This window comes from Methanobrevibacter sp. (genome assembly GCF_015062935.1).
Classification (GTDB): Archaea; Methanobacteriota; Methanobacteria; order Methanobacteriales; family Methanobacteriaceae; genus Methanocatella.
Genome location: NZ_SUTM01000009.1, coordinates 1 through 17,531, shown reverse-complemented (window position 1 = coordinate 17,531; position 17,531 = coordinate 1). Strand labels below are relative to the sequence as shown.

General features: G+C 33.6%; 18 protein-coding genes and 1 tRNA gene. 10 read left to right on the top strand and 9 right to left on the bottom strand.

Annotated features, from left to right (window positions below):
* The first annotated feature begins 10 nt into the window (after positions 1–10).
* Genes E7Z81_RS05525 through E7Z81_RS05505 form a run of 5 tightly spaced genes read left to right on the top strand, consistent with a single transcriptional unit; the run spans position 11 to position 5,326 of the window.
* Positions 11–1,165, top strand: a complete 1,155-nt coding sequence (locus tag E7Z81_RS05525) for a V-type ATP synthase subunit C (protein ID WP_292745141.1) — start codon at positions 11–13, stop codon at positions 1,163–1,165.
* Complete coding sequence (locus E7Z81_RS05520; RefSeq protein WP_292745139.1) at positions 1,162–1,479, top strand: V-type ATP synthase subunit F; 318 nt, start codon at positions 1,162–1,164, stop codon at positions 1,477–1,479. Before E7Z81_RS05525 ends, E7Z81_RS05520 begins: the two co-directional genes overlap by 4 nt.
* Positions 1,476–3,218 (top strand): ATP synthase subunit A, encoded by a 1,743-nt coding sequence (locus tag E7Z81_RS05515; RefSeq protein WP_292745137.1) that lies wholly within the window; start codon positions 1,476–1,478, stop codon positions 3,216–3,218. Before E7Z81_RS05520 ends, E7Z81_RS05515 begins: the two co-directional genes overlap by 4 nt.
* Positions 3,219–3,220: 2 nt before the next feature.
* The gene (locus E7Z81_RS05510) at positions 3,221–4,612 is read left to right on the top strand and encodes a V-type ATP synthase subunit B (protein ID WP_292745135.1); all 1,392 of its coding nucleotides are present in this window, start codon (positions 3,221–3,223) and stop codon (positions 4,610–4,612) included.
* A gap of 27 nt (positions 4,613–4,639) precedes the next feature.
* On the top strand, positions 4,640–5,326 hold the full coding sequence (locus tag E7Z81_RS05505; protein WP_292745133.1) for a V-type ATP synthase subunit D: 687 nt from the start codon (positions 4,640–4,642) through the stop codon (positions 5,324–5,326).
* A gap of 271 nt (positions 5,327–5,597) precedes the next feature.
* Here the strand turns inward: E7Z81_RS05505 and E7Z81_RS05500 are convergent, their stop codons facing one another.
* The 5 genes from E7Z81_RS05500 to dnaG all read right to left on the bottom strand — a co-directional run bounded on the left by E7Z81_RS05500 (position 5,598) and on the right by dnaG (position 9,300).
* Positions 5,598–6,779: an ATP-grasp domain-containing protein gene (locus E7Z81_RS05500; RefSeq protein ID WP_292745130.1), complete on the bottom strand. Its 1,182-nt coding sequence runs from the start codon at positions 6,777–6,779 to the stop codon at positions 5,598–5,600.
* 31 nt (positions 6,780–6,810) lie between these two features.
* A tRNA-Gln gene (locus tag E7Z81_RS05495) sits at positions 6,811–6,882 on the bottom strand.
* 67 nt (positions 6,883–6,949) lie between these two features.
* Positions 6,950–7,336 (bottom strand): DUF1284 domain-containing protein, encoded by a 387-nt coding sequence (locus tag E7Z81_RS05490; RefSeq protein WP_292745128.1) that lies wholly within the window; start codon positions 7,334–7,336, stop codon positions 6,950–6,952.
* A gap of 45 nt (positions 7,337–7,381) precedes the next feature.
* Positions 7,382–7,984 carry a biotin transporter BioY gene (locus E7Z81_RS05485; RefSeq protein ID WP_292745327.1) on the bottom strand — a complete coding sequence of 201 codons (603 nt, stop codon included), beginning with the start codon at positions 7,982–7,984 and terminating at the stop codon, positions 7,382–7,384.
* 86 nt (positions 7,985–8,070) lie between these two features.
* Positions 8,071–9,300, bottom strand: a complete 1,230-nt coding sequence (dnaG, locus tag E7Z81_RS05480; protein ID WP_292745126.1) for a DNA primase DnaG — start codon at positions 9,298–9,300, stop codon at positions 8,071–8,073.
* A gap of 454 nt (positions 9,301–9,754) precedes the next feature.
* Between dnaG and E7Z81_RS05475 the strand changes: the two genes are divergently transcribed.
* From E7Z81_RS05475 to E7Z81_RS05465, 3 genes are all read left to right on the top strand, one after another.
* Positions 9,755–10,492 (top strand): RraA family protein, encoded by a 738-nt coding sequence (locus E7Z81_RS05475; protein WP_292745124.1) that lies wholly within the window; start codon positions 9,755–9,757, stop codon positions 10,490–10,492.
* Between the two features lie 110 nt (positions 10,493–10,602).
* Complete coding sequence (locus E7Z81_RS05470) at positions 10,603–10,890, top strand: Gar1/Naf1 family protein (protein ID WP_292745122.1); 288 nt, start codon at positions 10,603–10,605, stop codon at positions 10,888–10,890.
* 110 nt (positions 10,891–11,000) lie between these two features.
* The gene (locus E7Z81_RS05465) at positions 11,001–11,867 is read left to right on the top strand and encodes a transcription initiation factor IIB (RefSeq protein WP_231483690.1); all 867 of its coding nucleotides are present in this window, start codon (positions 11,001–11,003) and stop codon (positions 11,865–11,867) included.
* Positions 11,868–11,889: 22 nt separating this feature from the next.
* Here the strand turns inward: E7Z81_RS05465 and E7Z81_RS05460 are convergent, their stop codons facing one another.
* The 4 genes from E7Z81_RS05460 to E7Z81_RS05445 form a co-directional block, all read right to left on the bottom strand.
* Positions 11,890–13,791 (bottom strand): MJ1255/VC2487 family glycosyltransferase, encoded by a 1,902-nt coding sequence (locus E7Z81_RS05460; protein WP_292745120.1) that lies wholly within the window; start codon positions 13,789–13,791, stop codon positions 11,890–11,892.
* Positions 13,792–14,050: 259 nt separating this feature from the next.
* On the bottom strand, positions 14,051–14,254 hold the full coding sequence (locus tag E7Z81_RS05455) for a hypothetical protein (protein ID WP_292745119.1): 204 nt from the start codon (positions 14,252–14,254) through the stop codon (positions 14,051–14,053).
* Positions 14,255–14,257: 3 nt separating this feature from the next.
* On the bottom strand, positions 14,258–15,133 hold the full coding sequence (locus E7Z81_RS05450; protein WP_292745118.1) for a DMT family transporter: 876 nt from the start codon (positions 15,131–15,133) through the stop codon (positions 14,258–14,260).
* The gene (locus E7Z81_RS05445) at positions 15,130–16,218 is read right to left on the bottom strand and encodes a hypothetical protein (RefSeq protein WP_292745117.1); all 1,089 of its coding nucleotides are present in this window, start codon (positions 16,216–16,218) and stop codon (positions 15,130–15,132) included. Before E7Z81_RS05445 ends, E7Z81_RS05450 begins: the two co-directional genes overlap by 4 nt.
* Positions 16,219–16,258: 40 nt before the next feature.
* Here E7Z81_RS05445 and E7Z81_RS05440 point away from each other — a divergent pair, with 40 nt between their 5' ends.
* Both E7Z81_RS05440 and E7Z81_RS05435 read left to right on the top strand, forming a co-directional pair.
* On the top strand, positions 16,259–17,068 hold the full coding sequence (locus E7Z81_RS05440) for a sulfite exporter TauE/SafE family protein (RefSeq protein ID WP_292745116.1): 810 nt from the start codon (positions 16,259–16,261) through the stop codon (positions 17,066–17,068).
* Between the two features lie 9 nt (positions 17,069–17,077).
* On the top strand, positions 17,078–17,437 hold the full coding sequence (locus E7Z81_RS05435; RefSeq protein ID WP_292745115.1) for a hypothetical protein: 360 nt from the start codon (positions 17,078–17,080) through the stop codon (positions 17,435–17,437).
* The last annotated feature ends 94 nt before the right edge of the window (positions 17,438–17,531 follow it).

Here is a 17,531-nt window from a genome sequence, read left to right as displayed (position 1 = left end):
GGATAAATATATGGCAGATGGAATTGCTACCGTAATAAGTTCATTAGGCCTTACAACAGAAACCTTTTTGGTATTCTGTGTAATCGCAATACTTGTTGTTGGTGCAGTAGTTGTAATCATTACATCCAGACCAATTTTGGACATTTATCCTTATCTTAACCCAAGTGCAAGAGTAAGAGCTAGAAAAGGAAGATTATTTAATGATAAACAAATTTCTGAACTTGTTGAAACCAACAATGTTGAAGAAGTTGAAAATTATCTTAAAGGTATGCCTGAATACGCTGATGTTTTGGATGACTATCCACTTGATAAAGCATTAGACGTAGAACGTGCTAACACTTATGACTTCGTTGCAAGATTAGCTCCTAAAGATATCAAAGATCCATTTGTTGTAATGTCTAAAAAAGCAGACATCGACAACATTAAAAGTCTTTTAACCGCTAAAGAAGTTGGCCTCTCAGCAGAGGAAACAAAAGAATTATTAATTCCTTGCGGATCATTATATGGAGATTTAGAATCTTTAGCTGATGCTGGTAGTGTAACTGATGTAATCACAAGTTTAGACGGCACTGAATATGCTGCAGCTTTAGAAGATGCTCTTCCACAGTATGAATCTACTAACATGATTCTTCCTTTAGAATCTGCGTTAGATAAATATTATTTGGGCAAATTATTACGTTCTACAGATGTTCCTTCTGATGAAAATAAACAAATTTTATATTCTTATGTTGGAACTCAAGTTGATGTAGCTAATCTTAAACTAATTATAAGGGCAAAAGAAGATGGCCTTGATTATGACGCAATCTCTCCTTATATATTAGAAGAAGGATACCAATTACGTGAATGGAAACTTAAAGATTTAATGGAATCTCCTGATGTTACAAATGTAGTGTCTGGACTTGAAGGAACAAAATATGCTGGTGCATTAACTGAAGTAATGCCAGTTTACAATGAAACTGGTTCAGTTGCTGTATTTGAAAAAGCATTGGACATGTACACTTCAGATTATTCAAAATCTTTAGCATCTAAAAAACCATTAGGAATTGGTCCAATTATTGGTTATTTAAGTCAAAAAGAAAATGAAATTAAAAATTTAAAAATTATTGCAAGAGCTAAAAGAGAAGCTGACTTCCCTAATGATAAAATCATGGAGATGTTAATATGAGTTCAGTAGCAGTTATTGGTGATATTGACACTGTTTCAGGATTTAGGTTAGGTGGTGTCAAAAAAGCAGAAGTTGCTAACACTTCTGAAGAAGCTATTGCAGCTTTTGATAAATTTTTACAAGACGAAGTTTCAATTATCATTATTACTCAAGTAATGGCAAATGAAATTAGGGAATATATGAACAGAAAAATTGGTTCTGATGTTTTACCTATGATAATTGAAATACCTGATAAAGATGGCTCCTCTGAAGGATCCTCTGATCAAATAAATGACCTTATTAAAAGAGTTATCGGGGTAGAGATGGTTAAATGATTATTGAAGGAAATATTATTAAGATTGCTGGGCCTGTTATTGTCGCAGATGGTATGAGAGGGGCTCAGATGCTTGAGATGGTTAGGGTAGGTGACGAGAAGCTTATCGGGGAAATCATTGAGCTTGAAGGTGACACCGCAACTATCCAAGTATATGAAGAAACAGCCGGTATCCAACCGGGTGAAGTAGTTGAATGTACTGGTGGAGCATTATCCGTAGAACTCGGTCCTGGTGTAATGAGTTCTATTTTTGACGGTATTCAAAGACCTTTAAGAATCATCAGAGAAGAATCTGGTGATTTCATTGCAAGAGGTATTGATGTAGACTCAGTTAACAAAGAGAAAAAATGGACTTTCAAACCTGTAGCTAAAGTCGGTGATGTTTTAAAAGGTGGAGACGTACTTGGTGAAGTACAAGAAACTACCGCAGTTTTACACAAAATTATGGTTCCTCCAGCTCTTGAAGGTGAAGTTACCGAAATTGCAGCTGAAGGAGATTACACTGTATTAGAAGACATTGCTACTGTTGGTGGCGAAAAAGTTCAAATGCTCCAAAAATGGCCTGTAAAAAGAAGCCGTCCTTATGTTAGAAAATTAGACCCTGATGTACCTTTAGTAACTGGTCAAAGAGCACAAGATACTTTCTTCTCTGTAGCTAAAGGTGGGGCAGCAGCTATCCCTGGACCATTCGGATCAGGTAAAACTGTTACACAACAACAATTAGCTAAATGGGCAGACGCAGACATCGTTGTATATATTGGATGTGGAGAACGTGGTAACGAAATGACTGAAGTACTTACTGAATTCCCATTCCTTGACGACCCTAAAACTGGTAACCCATTGATGGACAGGACAGTTCTTATTGCAAACACCTCAAACATGCCGGTAGCGGCTCGTGAAGCATGTGTATATACTGGAATTACTATTGCAGAATATTACCGTGACCAAGGTTACGACGTTGCACTTATGGCAGATTCAACCTCAAGATGGGCTGAAGCTATGAGGGAAATTTCTGGAAGATTAGAAGAAATGCCTGGGGAAGAAGGTTACCCAGCATACTTAGCATCCAGATTAGCTCAATTCTATGAAAGAGCAGGAAGAGTAGAAACTATTGGTTCAGAACCACACATTGCATCCATTTCTGTAGTTGGTGCAGTATCCCCTCCTGGTGGGGACTTGTCCGAACCTGTTACTCAAAACACATTACGTATCTGTAAAGTGTTCTGGGCATTAGATGCATCCCTTGCGGATAAACGTCACTTCCCTTCAATTGACTGGTTACAAAGTTATTCCTTATACGTAGACAGTATTGAAGGCTGGTGGGCTGAAAACGTAGCAGCAGATTGGAGAGCAACTCGTGACCAAGCTATGAGTTTATTACAAAAAGAATCTGAGTTACAAGAAATTGTACAATTAGTTGGTCCTGATGCATTACCTGAAACTGACCAAGCTACTTTAGAAACTACTCGTATGTTAAGAGAAGATTTCTTACAACAAAATGCATTTGACGATGTAGATACATACTGTGCACCTGATAAACAGTACAAAATGTTAAAAACCATTTTATTATTCTACAAAGAATCTCTTGCAGCTGTTAACAGAGGAGCTCCAATTGCAAACATTGTAGCATTACCTGTTAAAGAAGAAATCGGTAAAATGAAATACATACCACAAGAAGAATTTGATGCAAAAATTGCAGATATTCAAGCAGCAATTACTAAACAATGCAGTGAGGCTTAAAAATGAATACAAATATTAAAACTAGAGAATATACTACTGTATCTGAAGTCTCAGGTCCTTTAATGGTTGTTGAAGGAGTAGAAGGCGTTGGTTACAATGAAATTGTAGATATTGAAACACCTACTGGTGAAAAAAGAAGTGGACAAGTTCTAGAAGTAACTAAAGATGTTGCTGTTATTCAAGTTTTCGAAGGAACTAATGATTTAAACACTAAAGATACAAAAACCAGATTCACTGGTCAAACCGCAAAAATCGGTGTATCCAGAGACATGATGGGACGTATCTTTAACGGTATCGGTAAACCTATTGACGGCGGACCTGAAATTATTCCTGATGAAGAATTAGATATTAACGGGGCACCAATGAACCCTGCATCCCGTGAATTCCCAGAAGAATTTATTCAAACTGGTATCTCTACCATTGACGGAATGAACACATTAGTAAGAGGACAAAAACTTCCTATTTTCTCAGGATCAGGTTTACCTCACAACGATTTAGCTGTACAAATTGCAAGACAAGCTAAAGTATTGGGTGCTGACGACGAGTTCGCAGTAATTTTCGCAGCTATGGGTATTACCAACGAAGAAGCAAACTTCTTTATGAGAGACTTCGAACGTACTGGAGCATTAGAAAAATTAACAGTATTCATGAACTTAGCAGATGACCCTGCTATTGAAAGAATCTTAACTCCAAAAATGGCTTTGACTACTGCTGAATATTATGCATTTACCTTAGGTATGCAAGTATTAGTTATCTTAACAGATATGACTAACTACTGTGAAGCTTTAAGGGAAATTTCCGCAGCAAGAGAAGAAGTACCTGGAAGAAGAGGTTACCCTGGTTACATGTACACTGACCTTGCAGGTATCTATGAAAGAGCAGGACGTATCGACGGTAAAGAAGGTTCTATTACTCAAATGCCTATCTTAGTTATGCCTCAAGACGATATTACTCACCCAATTCCGGACTTAACCGGTTATATTACTGAAGGACAAATTGTATTAAGTAGGGAAATTTCCCGTAAAGGTATTTACCCTCCTGTAGACGTACTTCCTTCACTTTCTCGTTTGATGAGTGGTGGTATCGGTGGAGACAAAACTAGGGATGACCACAGTGGTGTATCTGACCAGCTTTATTCCGCATATGCTGAAGGTCGTGAATTAAGAGACCTCGTTGCGGTTGTAGGGGAAGAAGCACTTACTGAAAGGGATCAAAAATTCTTAGAATTTGCTCAAGCATTTGAAGACCAATTCATTACCCAAAGTAAAGATGAAGACAGAACAATCTTCGAAACATTAGACCTTGGTTGGAGTTTACTTAAAATCTTACCTAAATCCGAACTCAAAAGGGTTAAAGAAGAATTTGTTGAACAATACCTTCCAAAAGATGACTAATCTCATTACAGTAATGTAGGTGATTAAATGGCACAAGATATTATAGATGGAATTAATCCAACTCGTATGGAATTATTATCCCTTAAAAACAGGACTAAACTTGCTGTAAAAGGGCATGGTTTACTCAAAGAAAAAAGGGATGCATTAATTAAAGAGTTTTTTGATATCTTGGATCGTGTCAAAGGTATTCGTGAAAACGCAGAAAAAAGTCTAAAAGAAGCAAACGATGCATTAATTGAAGCTCAAATCGCAATGGGTGATTTGGCTGTTAGAAAAGCAGCATTATCTGTTAAAGAATCCATTGATGTTGATATTACTTCAAGAAGTGTTATGGGAGTAGCAGTACCTGTAACTGATGTCAAAATGGAAAAAAGATCCATTATTGATAGGGGTTACGGTTTCGCTGACACTACCATTCAATTAGACGAAGCTGCAAAGAAATATGAGGAATCTATTAAGTACTTAATCGAACTGGGTGAAGTGGAAAAAACTATTTTCCTCCTCGCTGAAGAAATCGAAGCTACTAAACGTAGAGTAAATGCTTTGGAACATATTATGATTCCAAGATTCCAAAATACTGAAAAGTATATTGATATGAGACTCCAAGAAATGGAAAGGGAAAACTTCGTTAGATTGAAAATGATTAGATCTACTATTGAGAAAAATGAAAAAGCTGCTGCGGCTGCTGCTGCAGCTGAAAATGATGAAGCTTAAATTTTTCTTAATTCTTCTCATTTTCTTCTATTTTTTATTATTTTTTTAATCAAGAAATTTTTAAGTGTTTATTTTTAAAAAAAGTTTTTAATATTGAGTTACTGTAAAAATTTTATTTTCTAGAAATTTACAGAAAATGGTGTAAAAATGAAAAGAAATCCAATTGACCAATATATGAAAGACCCTGATAATAAGGCGAAAGTATTTATCTGGATTACTCGTGCAATGATTTTAACTACTATTATGATAACAATTGGAGTAATATTGTTTATTATGCATCTAGTTGGTATCTTATAGACTCTCTATTTACTTTTTTACTGGATGATTCTACTTTTTCATATAATTTTTCAAAATCTTCATCACAGTCAATTATTGTAAGCAATGGTTCTGATTTTTCGGTAATTGATCCTATGTGGGGAAGGTCATATATGTTGTCCAAATCTATTTTTTGATATTTCATTCGTGTTGGGGAATAAATAATTTTTTTATATGAATATAATTTAGGCTCTGGAATTTCAATAAGTTCGCCCTGACATGCCCTGATGTGTGCATATAGCATGTTTATTCCAAGTGACATTTCAACACATTCAAAAGTGCCCTGCAGTCTTGGGTTGATTTCAATTACATATAACCCGTTTTCATTATGAATATAGTCAACACCATTGGATCCTATTAAATTGAATTTACGTATCAGATTTTCGGAAGTTTTGTTCATTGTATTGTTTATACTGTCCACGTCATTAACGTCAGCCATTATGGACTTGCAAGTCAATGGCAGGATGTTTCCAATATATATGAAACTGTTTTTTATTCCAAAATCGTTTTCAGTCAGTAATCTTGTGTTGACTGCTGTTTTCACGTTCATATTTGTTGAAAGTACTGATGAACTTAGACTTATTCCTTCAACGTATTCCTGTAAAATAAATTCGCCTTTGTTTATTTGAATATCAGTATTATTATTTAAAAGATTTATGTCATACCCTCCACTTCCTTGTGCGGGTTTTAAAATAAATCGACTTTCATCATAATTTTTACTTATTTCAATAGCTTCATCTATATCATTTATACTAAAAGTCTTAGGAGTTAAAAAATCATCTTTAATTTTTTCATAAAACCGGAACTTGTTTTCGATGTCTTTAACATCACGGTTTCCTAAAATCTTTCTGGAATCTGACTTTTTGAAATCACTGGGTGAAACTCCTGATATAGGTATGATATAATCCACTTCATCAATAAAATCTCTTGAGATGTCAATTAATGTTTTTCCGTCAAACTGATCATCGAAATTTCCACAACTTTCATTTTCACTTTCATTAAGAATAATCTTTTGATTTTTGATTTGTGGTGTGTCTGAAGTTGAAAAATAGCTGCTTGAATAAACATCATAATTTAATTGTAATGCACTGTTAAGCATACTTCTTGTATCAATACCAATAAGTAAAAGCTTTTCCATAAAAAATCAGTAAAAATAGTTAATTTAAAAATAGTCCCGAGCGGAGTCGAACCGCCGTCTCCGGGTCCAAAGCCTAGAAGGATTACCACTACCCTACGGGACTATATTTTGTTGTAGATATACAACAATATAATGTATTAATTATATAGTATTTAAAGCTATCGGTTAAATCATAAATTTTGATAAAATAAGCATTTATCATGCCATGAACAATTAAAACAGATTTTAGAAACGCTTTCTTTCGTATTAAAAATAGTGTCAATTTTTTCAAATAATTCCAGAGCATTAAAATCTTCTGATGAGTTTAATTTTTTTAACACTTTTCTGTCCATTTCAACAATTCGTTTATTTTGGGTTTGGTTTTCGCAAAGATCGTTATTCAAATTAGGACAGGCTTTGCAGATGTCATCAGGTGAATCTGTAAGGGATATAATTGTGTTTTCAGATTTTCTTTTAGCATTGACTTCAATCATGTTTTTAACAAAATCTTCACTGTATCCGTATCCTTGAAAGCCCTTGAGGCATAACAGGTGATGTCCTCTTAAAACAAGTTTCATAAAAATCTAAAAATAAAAAAAAGAAAAGGTTAAAAAAACCTTTTTTTAGTCTTTTGGTAAAAATACTTTAGATACTGATGCAGCACCTAATATTTTTACAATGTCCCCTACAATGAATGGAACAAGACCCATCATCAATAGGTCAAATACACTAAATGCCATGCCTTGGTAGCTCATCCATAATGCGAGACCAGCTAATCCTGGTATGTAGATGAGAGCAAAGTTTGCAATTCCAATAACAACAGCCATTCTTGTAAAGTTACGTGCTTTTGCATATCTTTCAGTTATATATCCTATAAAGTATGATGCAATTATGAATCCTATAAGGAATCCTCCGGTGGATCCTAAGAATACTTCAAGTCCTCCGGTCATTCCTCCAAACCAAGGAACAAATGCAATACCTAAAACGACATATAAGATTTGACTTAAACATCCGTATTTTTTACCTAAGAATAAACCAGAACATAATACTGCAAATGTTTGAGCAGTTATAGGAACTGGAGTCCATGGGAGCGGTATAATGATTTGAGCCATTAAACCTGTGAAACATGCCATCATCAATGACATGAGTAATTTAGTTGCAGTACTTGCATCCTGTATTCTTTCAAATACATTTTTTCTAGTACTGTAATAATTTTCCATATTGATATTCATTTTCTACCTCCAATTTCCGAATCCTATTTTTCCTTTGTTCGTAATACTATTTAGTTTTTTGTTATACCTAAACAGTTCAGTTAATCAATAGTAATTAGTTGAATGTTTTGTGGTTTTTTAACAATGTTGACAGAGTTAAATGCGACTAATTTTTTAATTCCTTTTTGTGATGCAACGTCCACTAATCTTTGGCTGATTACACCATCAAAAATTACAGTATCAGCATTTCCTTCTATGTTTTTGATTTCTTCATAGATTTCTTCTACTTCAACTTCTTTAGTCATATTCAATGCTTCATCTAATATTGCTCCGCTTCCTGTACCTTCGAATTCTTTTAGCATGTCTTTCATTAATGTGATTTCATCATCTTCAATGACAGGCTCTTCGACAGGTGGCTGTTGGCGGGAATATTTCTGATGTTTTTTGTTGCGTCTGTCTTGTCTTCTGTTATCTCTTTTGTTGTTTTCGTTAAGGATATTGTGATTTGCTAAAAATTGTGCTGTTGGAACTTTATCTCTTAGAGCAACTAAAACTTCATCTTTTTCCAGGTCTTCAACTTCTTTTCCTTTTGGAGCTCTTGTGATGTAATCAACTTCTCCAATCTGTAAAAGTTCTTTTAAGATGAGTTCTCCACCTCTGTCTCCGTCAACAAATGCGGTGGTTGTTCTTTTTTTACTTAGTTCTCCAATGGATTGAGGCACACTAACTCCTTCAACAGCTACAGTATTTTTAATTCCGTATTTGAGTAAGTTTAATACATCGCTACGGCCTTCTACTACAATGATTGCATCTGATGTGTGGATGCTAGGGCCTGCTGGTAAGCGATCATCTCCATATTCAGAAATTTCATGAACGCGCATTGCTTCTCTTACTTCCTCAATCATTTTCATACTTGCAGGACCAACGCTTTCAACCATATTTTTGTAAATTTCTTTTGCACGGTTGACAACTTGTTCTCTTTTGACAGCTCTTACATCCTCAACCTTTAAGGTTTGGATTTCAGCTTCACAAGGTCCAACACGATTGATGGTTTCTAAAGATGCTGCGAGAATGGCGGTTTCAACTCTATCTAAACTGGATGGAATTACAATTTCACCTTTTGCTCTTCCACTATTGGAATGGATATTAACTTGAATTCTACCAATTCTTCCAGTACGTTGAAGCTCTCTTAAATCTAAATCATTGCTGAGCAAACCTTCAGTTTGTCCGAATACTGCACCAACAACATCAGGTTTTTCAACAATTCCATTAGCTGTAATTTGAGCATGGATTAAATATTTTGTTGTTGTTAATTCTTCACCTTTTCCCATTTTTAAGCCTCCAAGCTTAATTCAATCGGGATAATTTATGTATTTCTAAAAATTAATATGATTTTTAGCAATAAAATTGCATAAATTATACGATAAATTTGTTCAACTGGTCTAAGACCTTTTATACACTAAAAAAGAGTTCATACATAAGAGAGTGTTACTATTAAGGTTTCTAATTTTTCGATTTAATTGTATTATATATTTATTTATAAATTTTTTAACTTGATTTTGCCTTAATAATTGATTTTCTCCTGTCTTTTGATTAAATTAATAGATAATTATAATAATGATGTATGTAATAAACTCTATGAGTATATAATAATTTAAGTATATTTTTCAATACTACAATTAATAATTAGAATAAACTAATATATAAAATATGTTGTATTGAAAATCTATCTATGATTTATAGGTTTAAAAATAGTATACAATTTAGAAAAAATTTGGTGAGTTCATGTCAATAAGTCCAAAAGATATATTGAATAAAAATAAAAATTTAAACAAACGTGTTGAAGTAGAAAAAATTAACTTGGAAAATGTGACTATTGATGATTTAAAATTTAATGGAAAAAATTATGATGAATTTATAAATTTACAGTCATTACTTGAAAATATATCTGCATGCCAGATTTCTGATGCATATAATGCCATCTACAGAAGGCCAGGTACCATTCAAAAAATCAAACCGATAAACAATCAGAAGGTTTGGGGAAAAATATTCACTGCAGAGACTGCATGTGATGATTGGGGAACTTCAGCATTAGCTATTGATTCCGCTCAAGATGGAGATATCTTATTTTTTAAAGTAGATAGTGAAGAAAAAGCTATTTGGGGAGAATTGGCATCCAGCTGTGCTAGGGATAATGGAATTAAAGCTACAGTCATTTATGGATCTGCTAGGGATTTGGATGCTCTATTATATATGGATTATCCGATTTTTGCAAGTAATTTCTGTCCTAATGCAGGGTCAGCTTTAGGTTTGGGGTCTTTAAATGAACCAATTGATGTTGAAGGCGTAAAAATCAATCCCGGAGATTTTTTCTTCGGTGATGAGTCAGGTATTGTGATTATTCCAAAGGAACTATTTTCAAAGGTCATGGCTCAGGTACTGCTTGTTAAAATTAAGGAAACTGGTATTATCGAGGATATAAATCGTGGTAAAACATTAGCCGAAATCGTTGGACTCAAATAGAAAAAGCTTTATATAGATATTAAAATTTATATATAAATATATCGATAGGTTTATATATAACCTATTTCTAATTATATAAATGATACAGATTTGAATTTAAGTTTGATTTTATGAAATTTTTAGGAAATAGTTTGCACGTGGCAAACTCTGGAAAATTAATAGCACGATCTGATAAAACACCTTCACCAGGTGCCATTGTTTATGATAGTAAAAAGAATAAAATTGGTAAGGTCGGCTATGTATTCGGGCCAACAAAAAAGCCCTATATTTCTATTCGCTTATTTAAATCAGTAAATAGAAATGAACTGAATAAGAATAGTGGCGAAAAGCTATTTGTATCGAAACCAAAATCCAAAAAATCTAGAAAAAGGAGGATGAGACCACGACACAAAAAGTAGATGAAATACCAAAAAGAGGACGCAGAAGAACAAGAACAGCTGATGCACAAGATGATAAATATGCTCAAGACAAACAAACCGTATGTCCTGAATGTGGTTCTACTGAATTAATTGGTGACTATGAAAGGGCAGAAGTAGTATGTGCAAGATGCGGATTAGTTATTGATGAAAATCTTGTTGATATGGGTCCTGAATGGAGAGCATTTGACCATGAACAAAGAGATAAACGTACAAGGGTAGGAGCTCCAATTACATACACCATTCACGATAAAGGTTTATCCACAATGATTGATTGGAGAAATAAAGATATCTATGGTCGTGATATTCCTGCAAGAAACAGGGCTCAATGGTACAGATTAAGGAAATGGCAAAGAAAAATCAGGATTTCCGGCGCAACTGAAAGAAACTTAGCGTTTGCATTAAGTGAACTTGACCGTGACTCCTCAAGATTAGGTCTTCCAAGAAGTGTTAGGGAAGCTGCATCTGTAGTTTACAGAAGTGCAGTTGATAATAAATTAATCAGAGGAAGAAGTATTGAAGGAGTAGTTGCAGCATCACTGTATGCAGCATGTAGACGTTGTAATGTGCCACGTACTTTAGATGAAATCGCTGAAGTGTCAAGAGTTACTAAAAAAGAGGTAGGTCGTACTTACAGATTCTTAACTCGTGAATTGAATATTAAATTACCTCCAACTTCACCAGTGGATTATGTTCCAAGATTTGCTTCTGAACTAGGTCTTTCAGGTGAAGCTCAATCTAAAGCTATTGAAATCATTGAAAAAGCAATGGAAAAAGGATTGACTTCAGGTAGAGGTCCTACTGGTGTTGCTGCAGCGGCATTATACATTGCATCAGTTTTACTCGGTGAGAGAAAAACACAAAGAGATGTTGCAGATATTGCAGGTGTAACTGAAGTAACTATTCGTAACAGATACAAAGAATTAACTGAACAATTAGAAATGGGTGTAACTTTATAAACACTCTTTTTATTTTCTTTTTTTAATTTAATTTTGAGTATTTTTCAATTCTATAAATCAATTCATTAACAATTCCATCATTGTTTGTCTTTTTAACTTTTGCAAGCCTTTTTTCATATTCTGGAAGTCTTTTTAAGAAGTTAGCTACTCTTTTAGCATTCATAACTTCATGATATTCTCCATAACCTAATTTTTGAACATAAAATCCGTTCAATATCTGTTCAAAGTTTCCAATTGCAGGAACGGAATAAATAGGTTTTTTAAGATGTATTGCTTCGGAAATGAAAGTAAATCCTCCGTTACATATAACCGCTTTTGAAGATGCTAAATCATCATAGAACTCATCTTCATTGAACTGTTTGAAAGTTAAATTTCCATCAGTTTCATTTCTGTTAAATCCGTAAACAATAAATTTTTCATCTTTAAGCTTTTTAAGTCGTTTAACCAATTTTTCACTTTCTCTGCTTGTTTGATATACAATAATGTGGTCGCCGTTTTTAGGTTCTAATTTTAAGATATCTTCACGTATGATTGGAGGATAAATCACGGCGTTCTTTCCGGGTCTTACTTTTGGATAAAAGAAACTGGTCAGGATATGAATTTTTGGGCGAACAACATAAGTTTTAATAACTCCTTTTGCCTTAAGCATTTCACCAAGTTTATGTTTGGGATAGTCGATTTGGGTTTGAGTAATCATATGAATGTTGTCCAGGCTGATTAATGGAATGTTTCTCAGTTTTGAAACCATTGTTGCGTATATTTCAAAATCAGTTACAATAACATCAGGTTTTAGCTGTGCCGCTTTTTTATATAAAGTTTCATATCCGACTTTTATGTTTGTCGGGTTTCTTTTCAAAGCATTTGAAAGTGTTTTAAGGTTATTGACCTTATTGTTTCTGTAAACTGTATTGAATCCGCCTATTTCATAAACATTGTCAAATTTTGATTTCAAATATTCATAAGCCCTGTCACTTGAAAATAGATAAACGTCATATTTGTCTTTAATTCTGTCAACAATGACTCCGGTTCTTATTGCATGCCCCATTCCTTCACCGCAGACACAGTAAAACACAACTTTTTTAGTTCTTCTGCGATGCATTGATTTAATTCGGGTTTTAGTATTATTGTACGCTGCAACGGAGTTATCATAACTTGTTTTGATTTGATTTACTTGATCCATACGTTTTTCAAGGTTCTCGAATCCTGTTGTGGTGAGTTGTTCCTGGTTGTGGCCGAAATTATAATTCAAATCTTCCGCATCAGTTCTCTTTCCCAAAAAGTCATTGACAGTACTTTTTCCATATTGTTTGGCTAATGTCATGATTCCTTCTTCTTCAAGTCTTCTGGTTGAAACTCCAATTTTAGCATTCCTTAAAACTTTAAACCTTTCCTCTTTGGCCAGTCTTTCGATATAATCGGTATCTTCACCGAATGTTAAAGATTCATCAAAACCTCCGCATTTGTCATGTAATTCTTTTCTTGCAATGATTCCATAACATCCTGCACCATGAGGTTTTATTTTTTCAACGCTAATCATGAAATAATTGGCAAAATCGTGAAATATTTTGTCTTGTATCTTATTTGACATTGGAATCATCTGTGTAATTGCTATTCCAAGCCTTTCCATCCGGAATTCATAGAGAACATCTCTTAAATAATCCTCAGTGAGTTCCAAATCGGAATCCAGGAAGATTAGATAGTCCCCTTTTGCAACCTTTGCACCATTATTCCTACCCACTGCCGGAAGGCCTCCATCCACGACTACGCACCCGTGTTCTTTTGCAATCTCCCGGGTTCTGTCTGTTGAGTTGGCATCAGCTACAATTACTTCATAGTCTGTGAAATCTTGCTTTTCAATACTGTTCAATAAAACAGGGAGGTATTCCTCTTCATTGTAGGTAGGTATGATAATGCTTATAATCATATTTTAAAATTTATTTTTTAAAGTAATAAATTTTTGTAAAAAAAGCTATTTTTTCAATTTTAAGTTCAATGGGGTAGTGTTTAGAAAAAAATTTTTTTCTAGAATAATAAATTTTTCATATAATTTTGGATTTTTTAAAAAATGTTTTTTTAATTATTTGACAAATGGATTTTTGATAATTTTCATATATTTGCATTATCATGTATTGTTTATTCATAAAATGTTGATAATCAGTTACATTTTATATTTTTAAGCAATATTAGTTATTTATTGTATGAAAAGTATTTCCGAGTAACTCAATATTTTTATCAGTTTTTTTGAGTATTTGCATTATAATTTTTATTTTTTTAATTGAAGAAGTATGGATTTTTAAATCATATAAATAGTTATTATTGGGGGTTATTTCAAATATATTGATTTTACAACCGTTTACAGTTGAAATGCACCTCTCTTTCAACTTCATGATTTAATTTTTGCTTAGGATGGTCATTGCAATTAATGTTAAAACAAATCCGCATAACATCATTACTGTTGGAATTTCACTGTAAATCAATAATCCAAAAATCAGTGCCGCAAGTGGTTCTGAGCCTGACATGAATATGGAGGATGTTCCTGAATCCAAATAGTTCAGGCTAACTGTTGAGAGTATGTATGGGAGTGCAAATGAAAATGTTGAATGTACAATTAAAAATATGATTGTTAATGTAGGATTAATGGATATGAAACCTGAAATCTGGTTAAAATGTGTGAATGGTATTAAAGCTATTGAAATAAATATGATTGCGTATAACAGTATTGTGAAAGTATGATTTCCTTGTTCTATTGATTTTTTAGAGGCCATTAAATAAACCGCCCAGAATAATCCGGCTCCAATACCGTAAAGAATGCCGTGTATAGGAATATTTGATATGTCATTTTCCAGAACTCCTGTCATTAATAAACATCCGAATATTGCAAATATAATGCAGATTATCTTTTTTGATGTAATTTTTTCCCTAAACAGAACATATGCAAAAATCAAAACATAAATCGGTGCAAGGGATAGTAGAACTGCAGCAAGTGAAAGTGAAATTGTATTCATTGATTCATTGTAACATAGGTTAAGTCCCACAATACACATGGCACATACCAGAATCAATGGAATATCTTTTAATTGGATTTTAAACAGTTTCTTGTCGGTAAATATTATTGCCAGAAGAAGCGGAATGATTGCAATGGAAAATCTTAAAAACAGAAGTGTGGATGAATCTATTCCGTTTTGTGTCAATGTTCTGACAAAGACTCCTCCTGATCCAAACATCAGTCCTGCAAGAATTGGTAAAATTAGATATATCTTTTTCATTTAAACAACCCTAAATATGAGTAAATATTCCATGAAACTGTGTAATATTTGCAGGAGTTATTCAGAGGACCCTTCAAGTCATTTATGAGTTGCATTTCGTTATAGCTAGTGTTAATGTGATAAGTAATCTTGTCTGTGCTGTTTTCAATTTTGATTATTTCTGAGTTGATGTTTCCTAAATCAATTTCCTGTGAAGGATTTGCGACATTGACTGTGTAATAATCAGGTTCTGCACCGGCAAACGCTATGGTGAGACGTAAAAATATTACTGCAAAAATTAAAATCCCAATAAGAACTCTATTGAATAGGAATCTTTTTTGTGAAAATCCTCGGTTTCTGTAAACAGGTTGTATTAGCTCATTTTCTTTTAAAAGATTTTCATCGTTTAGGAGTTTCCCGATTATATTGTTAATATAATAACCGTCTCTGTAAATCAAATAAAGTCCCAGGATTCCAACTATGGCAGGAGTTCCAAACAATCCTCCGTCAATGGCTCCGATAATCAAACAGCTTGAAAAGAATGCAAGCAAAAAGTTTGTTGGCCATGGGCGTTTTTGTGAAGCTAGAACAATGGTTATAAACAATATCGGAATCAGCAAAATTATTAGAAATGCAAAACTTGGAACATAAGCATATAGGCCAACACCTGTGTTAATGTCACTTTGAATAAAAGGTCCTATAATTTGAGTTAAAGCTTCGCCTAAAATGGACTTTAACAGGTGCGTATGTAAAATGCTTGTGGAACTCATTGTGCTAGTCATAGAGCAAAAAACAGTGTTGAGCTTTATGCCCATTTGCAATCTAAAAATCACTTCCAGAGCTATCCCCAAAATTAATAAAACTGAACCCACACCTACTGATATTTTCAAGTATTTTGTGGTATCGATATCCTTTTTAAATAATTGGGAAAGTATTAAAAACAATCCTAAAAGGCCAAAAAACATGATGTCTTTTCCTTTGGATGATCCCATTAAAAATGTGTATGTTAAAGGTCTAATAATTGGATTAAAAATATCGGTTAGGAATATTATTCCTCCAAATAAAATAAATATTAATCCAACTATGATAGTTTTATTAACTTTCATAAACAATATTTTAATATTAATACTTTAAATAAGTGATGTCATGTTTCCAATAGAATATTTCATAGGATTAATCTTAATTGGTATATGTGCAGGGTTCGCATCAGGACTTTTAGGCGTTGGAGGCGGATTTTTAATAGTTCCACTTCAATACTTTTTATTAAAGTACATAGGTGTTGAACCGGATTTGGCAATGTTAATTTCATTGGGTACCAGTTTGGCCATTATCATTCCAACATCCCTTAGCGGAGCCTACAGGCACACCCGTAAATTGGATAACATTATACAACCCGGAATTCGTTTAGGAGTTTTTGGAATAATTGGAAGTGCTTTAGGAGGATTTGTTGCATCAATGCTGCCGTCAAGAATTTTGGAAATAATATTCGGATGCCTATTGCTGTTTATAACAGTTAACAATATAGTCAATATCAATAAAGAAAGGGAAGATGCAAAAATTCCCTTCAACATGATTTCAATAGGCATAATTGGTCTGGTAGTGGGATTTTCATCAGGACTTTTGGGCGTTGGTGGAGGCGTATTCTTAATAGCCATTTTAACCGCACTTCTAGGTTTTTCAATGATAGAAGCTATTGGAACATCTTCCATATTCATAAGCTTAACAGCAATCGGAGGATTCTTGTCCTACATCGTTTCAGGATGGGGAGTTTCCACATTTCCATATTCGATAGGGTATGTGAGCATTATTAACTTTGCATTAATAGCATGTTTTTCAGTCCCATTAGCGTCAATTGGTGCAAAATATGCTCATAAGGTGCCTCAAAAGAAACTGAAAATTGTATTTTCAATATTGGTATTATACATGGCATTAAAGATGCTTGGAGTTTTACCTTAAGGTGATTATATGGCAGACGAAAGAAAAATCGGAGAAAATTTTGACGAAAAAACAGCAGCAGATATCTTTGACAAGTTAAAAAATGTTGAAGGAAAAACCAAACCCAAAAAGGACGGTAAATTTAAAAAGATAACAGATTTCATGAGCGAAGCCAAATATGAAGAAAACAAGGGGAATTTGGACAAAGCCATTGAATTGTATAAACAGGTAATTTTCACATTGCCTGATTCTCAAAAGGCTTATGAAGCTCTTGCAGGCATTTATCAAAAACAAGGTGATGTTGAAAGTGAAAAAGACTTATTAAAAAAGGCTATAAGTAACTGTTCAAGAAATGATGAGTTTAAAAAGAGATTAAATGAACTAAGTTAGTTAAAATTGAACTTCCGCCAACTTTTAAGAAGTTGGGGATTCTCGATTTTTTAACATACTCTTTGTTGAGTGGAATGTTAATACTTTCGAGCCG

Excerpts from the sequence above, each read along its gene's own strand:
- dnaG (WP_292745126.1), bottom strand. The coding sequence starts at position 9,300 with ATGGGAAAAGGTGAAGAATTAACAACAACAAAATATTTAATCCATGCT.
- E7Z81_RS05435 (WP_292745115.1), top strand. The coding sequence starts at position 17,078 with ATGGCAGACGAAAGAAAAATCGGAGAAAATTTTGACGAAAAAACAGCA.
- E7Z81_RS05445 (WP_292745117.1), bottom strand. The coding sequence starts at position 16,218 with ATGAAAGTTAATAAAACTATCATAGTTGGATTAATATTTATTTTATTT.
- E7Z81_RS05470 (WP_292745122.1), top strand. The coding sequence starts at position 10,603 with ATGAAATTTTTAGGAAATAGTTTGCACGTGGCAAACTCTGGAAAATTA.
- E7Z81_RS05510 (WP_292745135.1), top strand. The coding sequence starts at position 3,221 with ATGAATACAAATATTAAAACTAGAGAATATACTACTGTATCTGAAGTC.
- E7Z81_RS05450 (WP_292745118.1), bottom strand. The coding sequence starts at position 15,133 with ATGAAAAAGATATATCTAATTTTACCAATTCTTGCAGGACTGATGTTT.
- E7Z81_RS05440 (WP_292745116.1), top strand. The coding sequence starts at position 16,259 with ATGTTTCCAATAGAATATTTCATAGGATTAATCTTAATTGGTATATGT.
- E7Z81_RS05505 (WP_292745133.1), top strand. The coding sequence starts at position 4,640 with ATGGCACAAGATATTATAGATGGAATTAATCCAACTCGTATGGAATTA.
- E7Z81_RS05460 (WP_292745120.1), bottom strand. The coding sequence starts at position 13,791 with ATGATTATAAGCATTATCATACCTACCTACAATGAAGAGGAATACCTC.
- E7Z81_RS05515 (WP_292745137.1), top strand. The coding sequence starts at position 1,476 with ATGATTATTGAAGGAAATATTATTAAGATTGCTGGGCCTGTTATTGTC.
- E7Z81_RS05525 (WP_292745141.1), top strand. The coding sequence starts at position 11 with ATGGCAGATGGAATTGCTACCGTAATAAGTTCATTAGGCCTTACAACA.
- E7Z81_RS05520 (WP_292745139.1), top strand. The coding sequence starts at position 1,162 with ATGAGTTCAGTAGCAGTTATTGGTGATATTGACACTGTTTCAGGATTT.
- E7Z81_RS05475 (WP_292745124.1), top strand. The coding sequence starts at position 9,755 with ATGTCAATAAGTCCAAAAGATATATTGAATAAAAATAAAAATTTAAAC.
- E7Z81_RS05490 (WP_292745128.1), bottom strand. The coding sequence starts at position 7,336 with ATGAAACTTGTTTTAAGAGGACATCACCTGTTATGCCTCAAGGGCTTT.
- E7Z81_RS05500 (WP_292745130.1), bottom strand. The coding sequence starts at position 6,779 with ATGGAAAAGCTTTTACTTATTGGTATTGATACAAGAAGTATGCTTAAC.
- E7Z81_RS05455 (WP_292745119.1), bottom strand. The coding sequence starts at position 14,254 with ATGAAGTTGAAAGAGAGGTGCATTTCAACTGTAAACGGTTGTAAAATC.